Raw genomic sequence first — 12,039 nt, forward strand, 5'->3', positions numbered from 1 at the left:
ATGACCATTCGCAAGATTGCGCTGCTTTCGGGCATCGCTCTGAGCACCATCGGCGCTCCTGCCCTTGCGCAGGACGCAGGTGCGCCCGCCGACACTTCGACCGCCGACGCCTCGGGCAACGACATCATCGTCACCGCCCAGCGCCGCGCGGAGAAGGTGACCGAGGTGCCGATCTCGATCACCGTCGCCAGCGCGGCCCAGCTCGAGCGTCAGCAGGTGAACACCGTCAACGACCTCGCCCGCATCGCGCCGAGCCTCGAAATCCAGTCGGCGCCGGGCCAGAACACCGGCGGCGGCGGATCGATCCGCGGCATCGGCACCCTGACGTTCTCTCCCGGTGCAGTCGCCTCGGTGGGCGTCGTGGTCGATCAGGTGAGCCAGGGCAACGCCAATATCTCGGACCTGTTCGACATCTCCCGCGTCGAGGTGCTGAAGGGCCCGCAAGGCACGCTGTTCGGCCTGACGACCTCTGCGGGCGTCATCAACATCACCACCAATGCGCCCGAATTCGGCGAGTTCTCCGGCCGCGTGCGCACCGAACTGTCGAACGCCGGGACGGCAGGCGCCAAGTACGGCAACCAGGTCGTGCAAGGCGTCATCAACGTGCCGCTAGCATCCAATGCCGCGATGCGCGTCTCGGGCGTTGCCAACTTGCGCCAGGGCGTCAACCGCAACGCGACGACCGGTGATTACAACAACAACGACCGCTACGGCGTGCGCGGCCGCCTGCTGTGGGAACCGACCGACCGCCTCACCGTCAACCTCATCGGCGACTATTCGCAGACCCGCTACGAGAATGGCGGCGATTTCTTCACTTTCGTCAAGACCAGCGGCCCCGGCTCTTTCCTCGGTGGTGCGGGCTTTGACGCGGTGGGCATCACCGATCGCCTCGCCAGTTGCGGCGTGACCGTGCGGGAGGGCAACCGTGACTACTGCAGCAACAACGACCAGGTCGGCAAGGCGACCAGCTATGGCGGTTCGCTGCAGGTGGACTATGCGGCGGATCCATTCACGCTGACCTCGATCACCGCCTGGCGAAAGGCGACCGAGACGGGGTACGGTGCGGCGTCCGACGTCTTCCGCGGCTCGCCGCTGGAACTGCAGGTGGCCAACGACCCGGTTGACCGCGACCTCGGCCTGTTCACGCAGGAGTTCCGCGTCAGCTCGGCCGCGGGCTCGCCTATCGAGTATACGGCCGGCGCGTTCTATTCGAGCCAGAAGCAGACCCGCATTCCCGAGATCGTTCGGGTCACGCTGGTCCCGGTTCCGGGCGTCGTAATCCCGATCGTCACATCGACCACGCCCGCGCTGACTATCCGGGACGAATCGCTGGCCTTCTTCGGGCAGGCGACCGGCCACGTTTCGGACAGCTTCCGCTTGATCGGCGGCGTGCGCTACACGACCGATCGCCTTTCGCTGAACACCGCGACGTCCGAGACCGAAACCTTCCTCGACGTTGCCAAGTGGTCCTGGCGTGCGGGCGCGCAGTACGATCTGACGCCGACGATGATGAGCTACGCCACCGTATCGCGCGGGTTCAAGGGCGGTCAGATCGCGGTTCCGGCGGTGGGCGATCCCTCCGTCGTCCAGCCCGAGATCCCGACTTCCTACGAAGCGGGCCTCAAGGCCACGCTGTTCGGCGGCTGGGTGGCCGACCTCAGCGTGTTCTACATGAAGATCCGCAACTTCCAGGCGCAGCAGTGCACCGTCGACGACAACGGCATCATCTCGTGCATCCAGACCAACATCAACGGCGTGAAGACGCGCGGCGCCGAGCTGAACTTCTTCGGCAAGGTGACGCCTAACCTCTCGCTCAACACTGGCTTCATCTACGCCAAGGCGACTTATCCCGGCGGTTTCGTCGGCACCGACGGGACTGATATCGGCGGCACGCAGCTGGCCAATTCGCCGCGCTACAAGTTCACGCTCTCGGGCGAGTACGAGCAGGACTTCGGCGATACCCTGGCCGGGTTCCTGGCGGTTGACACCGTCTGGAAGTCGCGCGTGCGGTACGAGGCGAACTCGGTGGCGGACACGACCTTCCGCGCCCACTGGATGGTCGGCGGGCGGGTCGGCCTGCGCACGCAGGACCAGCGCTATTCGGTTGCGCTGTTCGTGCGCAACCTGTTCAACGTGCACGAACCCTCGCTGATGCAGAGCGACTTCCCCTACACCAGCACGACGACTGCGGGGGCGAGCGAAGGCAACATCGGCGCGATCTACGGGCCGCAGTCGTTCCGCAACGTCGGCATCAGCCTGGACGCGAAGTTCTGACGATGGCGGCGCCGTCAGGTCTGGACTTTCGGGCGCTGCGTCGCCGCGAACAGGCGATCAGCGCGGTCATCAACGCGGTGCTGAGCGCGGTGTTCTTCGCCATTGTCTTCGGTCTTTCCGCAAGGCCGTTGACGATGGCGGCGCCGGATCGCTTCGCGCTCGATTTCGTGCCGCAAGGGGTGATGGTTTCACTCATGGCTTCGCTGGTGCCGACCTTGCTGGTGCGGGCGAAGCTGCGCGGGATGGGGCTGGCGACGCCCGCAAGCGTTGCGGGGATCGTCCTGCGCCGCGTGGCTTGCGGCGTCGCCTCCGCGCTCGTCCTCGCGGGGCTGGCGCTTTTCGGGCCGCTCCACGAAGTGCCCAGCCATCCGGCACTGGCTTTCAAGGTCGTGTACGGCGCGCTGTTGGGACTTGCCTGTACGCGGCTGGCGGTGTCCTTCCTGTTCGACCGGACGCTGAAGGAGCAGGCTGCGTGACCGATACGATCGCCGAACTCGGAACCCGCCTCGGCCCCGATGTTGTGGGCGCGGTGAGGGCGCTCTATGCGCCCGAGCAGGAGCCCCGCGCCGCCGCGCTTGCCCCTGTCGCAAGCGACTGCGCCTATGGCCCGCATCTGCGCAACCGGCTTGACCTCTATCGCGAGGGGGAGGGCGGGAGGCTGCGCCCGGTGCTGTTGTTCGTCCACGGCGGAGGCTTCCTCGCCGGCGACAAGGGCGGTGACGGGAACGGCAACGGCGGCTGGGCCAACGCCCATCTGGGCCGATGGGCTGCCGCGAACGGGATGCTGGGCGCGGTGATGAACTACCGCCTCGCGCCCGGCGAGGCCTGGCCCGCCGGGGCCGAGGATGTCGCCGCCGCCGTCACATGGCTGCAGGAGCACGCGGCCGAGCACGGCGGCGATCCCGAGCGGATCGTGCTGCTGGGCACCTCCGCCGGTTCGGTTCACATCGCCGGGTTCCTGAAGCTGCGGAGCGACCATGCCGGGATGGTACGCGCCGCCGTCCTGCTCTCGGGCCTTTACGGCTTCACCCCGCTCGATGAGCGCGACATGCTCTACTACGGGCCGCAGGACGCCTACGCCGGACGGATGCCGCGCGAGGCTGTGGTCGAGACCGCGCTCCCCTTGCTGCTCGCTTGTGCCGAGTTCGATCCGCCGCGCTTCCAGGCCGAGTGGGCCGGGCTTCTGCAGGCCCGGTTGGACCGCCACGGCTGCCTGCCGCGCGCGCACTATGCCAGCGGCCACAACCATTACTCGATGGCCATGCACCTCGGCACCGCCGACCGGCGGCTTTCCGACGAAATCCTGACTTTCATCTCCGCGCATTCGTGAGGAAATCCTGATGACCCAGATTGACCGCCGCAGCATGCTCGCCGCCGCCGCCATGATCGCGGCTGCTCCCGCCGTGTCGCGCGCCGCCGCGAAGCGCCCGAGCCCGGCTTTCCCCGCAGGCTTCCTGTGGGGGGCGGCCACCGCGCCGCACCAGATCGAGGGCAACAATGTCGCCTCCGATTTATGGCCGCTGGAGAACCAGCAACCGACGATCTTCGCCCAGCCTTCGGGCGATGCCTGCAACAGCCTGGAACTGTGGGCCAGCGACCTCGACATCGTGAAGTCGCTCGGCCTCACGTCCTATCGCTTCGGCGTGGAGTGGGCGCGGATCGAGCCGGAGAAGGGCCTGTTCTCGCAGGCGATGCTCGATCACTACAAGGCGATCGTCGCGGGCTGCCATGCACGCGGACTGAAGCCGCTGGTGACCTTCAACCACTTCACCGCGCCGCGCTGGTTCAGCGCGCAAGGGGGCTGGACCAACCCGGAATCGGCGCAGCTTTTCGCGCGTTACTGCGACAAGGTGGCCCGCGCGATCGGCGCCGACATCGCCATGGCCATGACGCTGAACGAGCCCAACCTGCTGTTGATCCTCAAGCCCATGCTGCCCCCGCCGGTATGGGACATGCAGCGCCAGACCCTTGCCGCCGCCGCCAAGCGCTTCGGCGTGGAGAAGTACGTCTGCGCCAACGTCGCCGCGCTCGAGGACCTCGACGCGATCCAGACCGGGCTGCTGGCCGGACACAAGGCGGCGCGCGCGGCGATCAAGGCGGTGCGTTCGGACCTGCCGGTCGGCTTCACTCTCTCGGTGCTGGACGACCAGGCGGCGGGCCGCAACTCGATCCGCGACAAAGTGCGCGCGGAAACCTACGGGGCCTGGCTGGAAGTGGCTAAAGCCGACGATTTCATCGGCGTGCAGAACTACGAACGCGCGGTGTGGAACGACAAGGGGCGGCTGCCGCATCCCGATGGTGCGGACGTCAACTGGTCGGGCACCGAGGTATGGGCGCCCTCGCTCGCGGGTGCGGTGCGCTACGTCCATGAGGCGACGCGGGTGCCGGTGCTGGTGTCCGAGCACGGCGTCGGCACAGGGGACGACACCTTGCGCGCGCGCTTCATCCCCGCCGCGCTGGAGGGGCTCAAGCAGGCGATCGACGACGGAGTGCCGGTGCTGGGCTACATGCACTGGTCGCTGCTCGATAACTTCGAGTGGATCTTCGGCTACAAGCCTCGCTTCGGCCTGTGCAGCGTCGATCCCGCCACCTTTGCCCGCACACCCAAGCCAAGTGCTTCGGTGCTCGGCGCGATCGCGCGGCGAAATGCCTTGTAACGCAGGCGGCCGTCACAAATTGGAATCAAGATATAGATCCTGCTGGGGCCCGATGCGGCTCCGCCAGGATAGAGATGGGGAGTATGGAATGCCGGGTCGCCGTTTTCGCGTGATGCTGATGCTCGCTTCGGCTCTGGCCGCACCGCATGCGGTGGCGAAGGAGGAAGCGCCGGTGCAGGTGGCCGCGCCGGTCGAGGCAGGCGATCCTCTGCTCGAAGCGTTCCGCGATCCGCCGAACTCGGCCCGGCCGCGCGTCTGGTGGCACTGGATGAACGGCAACATCACCAAGGACGGCATCGCCAAGGACCTTGCATGGATGAAGCGCGTCGGCATCGGCGGCGCCCAGACTTTCGACGCCAACCTGCAGACGCCGCAAGTTGTGGACCATCGCCTCGTCTACATGACGCCCGAATGGAAGGACGCCTTCCGCTTCGCCGCGCATGAGGCGGACCGGCAGGGGCTGGAACTGGCCATCGCTTCCTCGCCCGGCTGGTCGGAAACCGGCGGGCCATGGGTGCAGCCGCGCGATGGCCTGAAGAAGCTGGTCTGGTCGGAGACGTCCGTAGCGCCGGGCAAGCGCTTCACCGGCAAGCTGGCCGCGCCGCCGCAGACGACCGGGCCGTACCAGAACCTGACCCCGCCGCTGTCGATCGAGGAGATGATCTCCGGCCATCCCGCGCCTCCCGGCCCGAAGTTCTACGGTGAGGTCGGCGTCTTCGCATTCCCGGAGGCGACGCCGGCTGCCCCTGCGCTGGCGCGCGCCTCGGACGGGCTCGGCAATGCGCTGGATGCTGCGGTCCTTGGTGATGCGGACATCGCCACAGGCGTCACGCTGGTGCGCAAGGAGGGCACGGTGCCCGAACTGCGGCTGGACTACGCCCGGCCGACCGAAGTGCGTTCGGCGACGCTCTATATCCCCGATGTGGTCGTGCCCTTTGCCGGTGCGGCCTTCACGGCCGCGCTCGAGGCCAGCACGGACGGCGCCGTCTGGACCCCGATCACCACGTTGACGCTCGGCGCGGTGCCGACCACGGCGAGCTTCCCGGCTGTCACCGCCGCGCATTTCCGCGTGGTGCTCAATCCGCGCAAGCCTGATGGCGGGCTTGGCTCGCCTGCGCCAGGCACGGCGATGGCAGGCCTGTTCGACGGCGTCGGCGCGATGATGGCGAAGAAGCCGCTCGTCGTCGGCACTTTCGCACTGGGCGCCGGGAGCAAGGTCGATCGCTTCGAGACCAAGTCCGGCTTCATAATGAGCCGCGACTACTACGCGCTCGGTGAACCGGCCGACGCGGCAAGCGGCGTGGCGCCTGCCAGGATCGTCGACCTTACCGGCAGGCTGCGGCCCGACGGCTCCCTCGACTGGCAGGCCCCGGCGCTCCCCAAGGGGCAGCACTGGCGCGTCCTGCGCATGGGCTATTCGCTGCTCGGCACCACCAATCATCCCGCCCCGCCTGAAGCAACCGGGCTGGAGGTGGACAAGTTCGACGGCGCGGCGGTGCGCCGGTATCTCGACCACTACATCGGCATGTACAAGGACGCCGCCGGTGCCGACATGGTCGGCAAGCGCGGGGTACGGGCGCTGCTGACGGACTCCATCGAAGTCGGCGAGGCGAACTGGACGCCCCGGATGATCGAGCAGTTCCAGAACCTGCGCGGCTACGATCCGCGTCCCTGGCTGCCCGCGCTCACCGGCACGCTGGTGGGCACGCGTGCGCAGTCGGACAAGTTCCTCTACGACTATCGCCGCACCCTGGCCGATCTCCTCGCCAGCGAGCATTACGGCACCGTCGCCAAGGCCGCCCACGAGAACGGCCTGATCGTCTACGGCGAGGCGCTGGAGGACAAGCGCCCGATGCTGGGCGACGACATGACCATGCGCAAGGCGACCGACGTGCCGATGGCGGCGATGTGGACTTTCGGCAAGGACGACGGCCCGCGCCAGACGCTGATCGCCGACATGAAGGGCGCGGCATCGGTGGCGCATCTCTATGGGCAGAACCTTGTCGCGGCGGAATCGATGACCGCCTCGATGGCGCCCTGGGCCTTCGCGCCCAAGGACCTGAAGCGCTTCATCGACATGGAATTCGTCAATGGCGTCAACCGGCCGGTGGTCCATACCACGGTCCATGTCCCGGTCGACGACAAGAAGCCGGGCCTCTCGCTGTTCATCTTCGGCCAGTACTTCAACCGCATGGAAAGTTGGGGCGAGATGGCCAAGCCCTGGGTCGACTACATCGCGCGGTCCTCGCTGCTGCTGCAGACCGGGCGAAACGTCGCCGATATCGCCTACTTCTACGGCGAAGAAGCGCCGCTGACCGGGCTTTACGGCGACAAGCCGGTGGCGGATGCTCCAGTGTCCCACGCGTACGACTTCCTCAGCTTCGATGCGCTCGACACCCTGCTGAAGAACGACGGTGCCGACCTCGTCGCGCCCAGCGGTGCGCGTTACAAGGCGATCTACCTCGGCGGCTCCTCGCAGCGCATGAGCCTCGCCGCGCTGCGCAAACTGGCGACGCTCGTCGAGGGCGGAGCAACCGTCATCGGCAACGCACCGGTCGCGACGCCGGGCATGGACGGGCGGGGGCAGGGCAGCGATGCCGAGTGGTCCGCTCTCGTGGCCAGGTTGTGGCCCGGCGCGGGCGCGGCGCGGGTCGGGCAGGGGCGGGTCATCCCCGGCAGCGACGTGGAAGCTGCGCTCCAGACGATCGGCACCGCGCCGGACTTTACGTTCACCGGAGCCGCAGCCGGCGTGAAGATCCCCTTCGTCCACCGCCGGGATAGAACCGGTGACATCTATTATCTCAGCAACCCGCAGGACAGCGCCCAAACCGTCGAGGCCCATTTCCGCGTGACCGGCAAGGTCCCCCGCCTGTGGCACCCGGAAACGGGCGAAAGCGAGGCCGTCAGCTATCGCATCGAAGGCGGCGAGACGGTAGTGCCGCTCTCGTTGGTGGCGGGCGATGCGGTCTTCGTGGTGTTTCACGAGAATGCGACCGCGCGCTCGCTGGACGTGCCGGCCACTACTGCGACGACGCTGGCCACGTTCGACGACGGATGGACCGTGCGCTTCCAGCAAGATCGCGGCGCACCTGCCTCGATCCGACTGGCGACACTCGCGCCGCTGGACCGCAATGCCGATCCGTCGATCCGGTATTTCTCGGGTGAGGCGACCTATACGCGCAGCTTCGTGCTGCCCAAGGGCGCCAGGCCGGGGCGTCCGCTGCTACTAGACCTCGGGGAGGTCGGCGATCTGGCGCAAGTCACCATCAATGGGCGCGACGTAGGGTCGGTGTGGCACGCGCCTTACCGCATCGATGTCGGCAGTGCGCTCAGGAAAGGTGCGAACACGATCGAGGTCAAGGTCGCGAACTTGTGGGTCAACCGCCTGATCGGCGACCAGCAGCCCGGCGCGAAGCCGATCACCTGGACGGCAATGCCGACGTACCGCCCCGATGCACCGCTGCGACCCTCGGGATTGATCGGACCTGTCACCCTGCTCGGCAAATGACGCGTATGGATGCATTTCTTTCGCAGTGACGCGCTTACGAGAGCTTGTAGTGCGCCACGTAGCCGAGGTGGTCGGAAAACGCGTCCTTGCCCGTGCCCTCGCCCAGCGGGACCTCCAGGCTGCGCAGGCGCAGCAGTCCGCGATGATAGAGCTTGTCCTTATTGCGTTTGCGAATGGCGGCAAGGTCGCGCTGCTGATCCGGCGGGCCGTCGGCGGTCTCCGCCGCGTCCTGCCCGCCCGCGATCAGCTCGCGGGTGGCGGCGATTCGCTCCGCATCGCCGCCGATGTTGAAGTCGCCGCCCAGTATGAGGTCCGCGTGCGGGTCCACCTGCCTGCGCAGGAAGGTGCGCATGGCTTCGACCTGGCGCGTGAAGGCAACGTTGGCGCGGGCGACCGGCACGCCGGAGGCCTTGCGGGAATTGAGATGTGTGTCGGCGACGGCGACCGGCTCGGCGCGCCCGGGCACCGCGATCCACGCGATGACGACGCCTTTGCTGGCCAGGCAGTCGAACCCGGCGCACATCGCTTCGGGGAAGACCATGCGGCTGGCCTTCACGATCGGATGGTCGGACAGGATGACCAGCCCGCTATCGACCTGCGGGCCGACCGCCTCGCCCCGGCTCCAGGAAGCGTTCTGCACGAAGGTATCGGGCTGTGCGACATCGCGGGGCGCATCCTTGACGCCGGGGCCGAGCAGAACATGGGCATAGCCCGCCCGCCGGGCGATGGCTTTGGCCTCCGGGATGAAGGCCTCCTGCAACAGGATGACGTCCGGCTGGCGTCCTTCGCGGCGCAGCTTGCGGAGCCGGTTGCCGATTTCACCGAGCGCCTCGGCCCGGCCATAGGCGAGCGGGAAGGGCAGGCCCTTCACGTTATAGGTCATTACCGAAAGCGTTCCGTCGTCCCGCACCGAGCTGGCGAATGGGCGTTCGGGCGCCGCCGCCGGAGACGGCTTAGACAAGTTGAGCACGACGACCGCAGCGGCCGTCGCAAGCGACATCTTCGTCAGGCTCTTCATGCGACGCGTTCCCCCCGAACTTTTCGCAACGTGGTCCTGACGGCGCCACTAGGCGCGCCGTGTGAAACTGGCGTTGCGGTTCGGTGAAGGCTGCGTGACGGTGGGATTCAGAGTGGGACGCTGCGACCCTCGATCGTAATCACGAATTGACCGCAGCAGAGGCTGTCGCGTTCTAGTCGCCGCCCAGCTTCAGGCCCTTGAGCGCTGCGAAAGGGCCGCTGTCCTCGGGCGTGCCGATGCCCGCCGCCTTGCGTGCCGCGTCGGCCTGCGGTCCGGTCAGGAACGGATCTATGGCGAGGGCAAGGCTCTGTGCAACCGCCTCGCCGATGTCGATGTGGGCGCCTTCATACTCGATTTCGTCGAGTTCGTCGGCGGTCAGTTCGATTTCCTCGTCGGGCGCATAACCTGTCGCCATCGGCACGAAGCGGAAGAACAGCGCCTCGTCGATCGATACGGGGATATCCTCGGCGGAGACGGCGCAGGGCTGCACGATCTCGGCCTTGAGGGTGCCACGCGCCTCGATGCGGAAGCCGCCTTCGCGCTCCGAAGTCGAGAGGTCGAGTTCGGCGATGAGTTCGTCGATCCGCACAAGCAGAAAGCGTTCGGTGAGCGCGGCCCGCTCGGCTTCGTTGGGCGAGAGGCGGACGTGTTTGCCTTCGATCTGGCGCACGTCCAGCAGGCGGGAGAATTCAGGGGTCATCGCGCGATCCTAGCAGCAAGCAGGTCTTCGTTGGAGAGGGCATCGATCTGCGCGTGAAGCGCGCGAACGCGGGCGGCGAGGCGCGCGGTGTCGGCGCCTTCCACCAGCGTGACGTTGCGCTCCAGCGCGGCGGCGAGCGCGGCGTCGTCCTGTGGGAGCGCATCGCGCAGGGCACCGATCCGGCCGCCCAGCACGCTCATCAGCTTGCCCATGCGCTTGCCGACGACGAGATCGCCGACGCCCGACTGGCGCAGCTGGCCGTCCATGTCGTCCACGAACAGCTCGGTCAGCCGCACCGAGGGGTTGATCAGCGTATCGTCGGTTTCCTTGTCCCGCTCGGCACGCAACATGACGAGCGCCATCACCAGCGTCACCGCATCGAAACGGCCGGGCACGGTGTCGGCGACGCCGCACTCGGCATACCATGCCTTTTCGCGCGCGATTTCGACCACGCGATGCCACAGCGGCCGCACGGCTTCGCGCGAATCGGGGCCTTTGCCGAGGAGGCGGGAGATCAGGGACACGATGGCTACGGGCCTTTCTTCGAGGATATCCGTTAAGGGGCAATTCAACCGGTCTGCCCCAACGCCCATTGCGCGGGCGCTTGTGGGGCCTTAAGGCCGTCTGGCGATATATGGGTATGGACGCTGCTGGCAATGCCTGTGGCTTCCGTTCCTGCGGTTTGGAGTGTTGAAATGCGCAAGGTGGGTCTCAAGGTGGCAGCGGCAGGCATTGCGCTGGCGGTCGCCACTCTGGTCGGCGGCTGCACGTCGATCCGCGACCATCGCGGTTACATGATCGACCAGTCGCTGCTCGATTCGGTGCAGCCCGGCATCGACAACCGCATGTCGGTGGAAAAGACGCTCGGCCGCCCGACCTTCGAGAGCCAGTTCGGGAGCAAGGACTGGTACTATGTGTCGCAGCAAGTGAAGACCCCGCCGTTCCGCAAGCCGCGCACCGACAGCCAGACGGTGCTGCGGGTGCGCTTCGATGCGGCGAATAACGTCGTCGGCGTCGACAAGCGCGGCGCGGAGCAGGTTGCGCGGATCGATCCGGACGGTCACGTCACGCCCACGCTCGGCCGTCATCGCAACCTGTTCGAGGACCTGTTCGGCAACATCGGCGCGGTCGGTGCGGGCGGCATGGGCCAGACGCCGCAAGGCCCCGGCCCGAACGGCAGTTAATCTACCGTCTTGAACCATCCGGAGCGCGGCATATATCCGCGCTCATGAACAACGACGGGGCGAGCCACGGCCTCATTCAGTGGCACGGAACGACCATCATCGGCGTACGCAAGGGCGGCAAGACCGTCATCGCTGGCGATGGTCAGGTTTCCATGGGCAACACGGTGATGAAGCCGAACGCCCGCAAGGTCCGGCGCATCGGAGAAGGCGGCAAGGTCATCGCCGGCTTCGCGGGCGCTACTGCCGACGCATTCACTCTTTTCGAGCGCCTCGAACGCAAGCTGGAGCAGTATCGCGGCCAGCTTATGCGCGCGGCCGTCGAACTCGCCAAGGACTGGCGCACTGACAAGTACCTGCGCAACCTCGAGGCGCTGATGATCGTCGCCGATGCCGACACCCTGCTGGTGCTCACCGGCAATGGCGACGTGCTGGAGCCCGAGGGCGCTGCCGGGGGCGACAGCCAGATCACCGCGATCGGCTCGGGTGGCAACTATGCGCTTGCCGCCGCCCGTGCGATCGATGCCTATGAAAGCGACGCCGAGACGATTGCGCGCAAGGCCATGCAGGTCGCCGCCGACATCTGCGTCTTCACCAACGACCGCGTGACGGTCGAGACCATCTGACCGTTTCTCCCCTCCCGCTTGCGGGAGGGGCCGGGGGTGGGCCGTCTGCCACCGCCGGATGAACCCACCCCCAAC

General features: G+C 67.2%; 10 protein-coding genes. 7 read left to right on the forward strand and 3 right to left on the reverse strand.

Annotation, left to right across the window (positions count from 1 at the left end):
• From ACYPYD_RS15510 to ACYPYD_RS15530, 5 genes are all read left to right on the forward strand, one after another.
• The gene (locus ACYPYD_RS15510; RefSeq protein WP_459664068.1) at positions 1 to 2,274 is read left to right on the forward strand and encodes a TonB-dependent receptor; all 2,274 of its coding nucleotides are present in this window, start codon (positions 1 to 3) and stop codon (positions 2,272 to 2,274) included.
• 2 nt (positions 2,275 to 2,276) lie between these two features.
• Positions 2,277 to 2,750 (forward strand): hypothetical protein, encoded by a 474-nt coding sequence (locus tag ACYPYD_RS15515; RefSeq protein ID WP_459664071.1) that lies wholly within the window; start codon positions 2,277 to 2,279, stop codon positions 2,748 to 2,750.
• Positions 2,747 to 3,604, forward strand: coding sequence for an alpha/beta hydrolase (locus tag ACYPYD_RS15520; protein ID WP_459664073.1), 858 nt, complete (start codon positions 2,747 to 2,749; stop codon positions 3,602 to 3,604). Before ACYPYD_RS15515 ends, ACYPYD_RS15520 begins: the two co-directional genes overlap by 4 nt.
• 10 nt (positions 3,605 to 3,614) lie before the next feature.
• Positions 3,615 to 4,931: a family 1 glycosylhydrolase gene (locus ACYPYD_RS15525; RefSeq protein ID WP_036529825.1), complete on the forward strand. Its 1,317-nt coding sequence runs from the start codon at positions 3,615 to 3,617 to the stop codon at positions 4,929 to 4,931.
• 88 nt (positions 4,932 to 5,019) lie between these two features.
• Entirely contained in the window at positions 5,020 to 8,439 is a 3,420-nt protein-coding gene (locus tag ACYPYD_RS15530) for a glycosyl hydrolase (protein ID WP_459664075.1), read from the forward strand.
• A 34-nt stretch (positions 8,440 to 8,473) separates the two neighbouring features.
• Here ACYPYD_RS15530 and ACYPYD_RS15535 read toward each other — a convergent pair whose 3' ends face one another.
• From ACYPYD_RS15535 to ACYPYD_RS15545, 3 genes are all read right to left on the reverse strand, one after another.
• A complete protein-coding gene (locus tag ACYPYD_RS15535; RefSeq protein ID WP_459664077.1) occupies positions 8,474 to 9,457 on the reverse strand; it encodes an endonuclease/exonuclease/phosphatase family protein in 984 nt (327 codons plus the stop codon).
• A 172-nt stretch (positions 9,458 to 9,629) separates the two neighbouring features.
• Positions 9,630 to 10,157, reverse strand: coding sequence for a YceD family protein (locus ACYPYD_RS15540; protein ID WP_459664079.1), 528 nt, complete (start codon positions 10,155 to 10,157; stop codon positions 9,630 to 9,632).
• A complete protein-coding gene (locus ACYPYD_RS15545; protein ID WP_008832065.1) occupies positions 10,154 to 10,681 on the reverse strand; it encodes a ubiquinol-cytochrome C chaperone family protein in 528 nt (175 codons plus the stop codon). The genes ACYPYD_RS15540 and ACYPYD_RS15545 overlap by 4 nt, the downstream gene beginning before the upstream one ends.
• 171 nt (positions 10,682 to 10,852) lie before the next feature.
• Here ACYPYD_RS15545 and ACYPYD_RS15550 point away from each other — a divergent pair, with 171 nt between their 5' ends.
• Together ACYPYD_RS15550 and hslV are read left to right on the forward strand one after the other, a co-directional pair.
• Positions 10,853 to 11,341, forward strand: coding sequence for an outer membrane protein assembly factor BamE (locus tag ACYPYD_RS15550; RefSeq protein WP_008832064.1), 489 nt, complete (start codon positions 10,853 to 10,855; stop codon positions 11,339 to 11,341).
• 44 nt (positions 11,342 to 11,385) lie between these two features.
• Entirely contained in the window at positions 11,386 to 11,964 is a 579-nt protein-coding gene (gene hslV / locus ACYPYD_RS15555) for an ATP-dependent protease subunit HslV (protein ID WP_036529830.1), read from the forward strand.
• Positions 11,965 to 12,039 lie beyond the last annotated feature (75 nt).

The organism is Novosphingobium sp. 11B, from assembly GCF_054589055.1.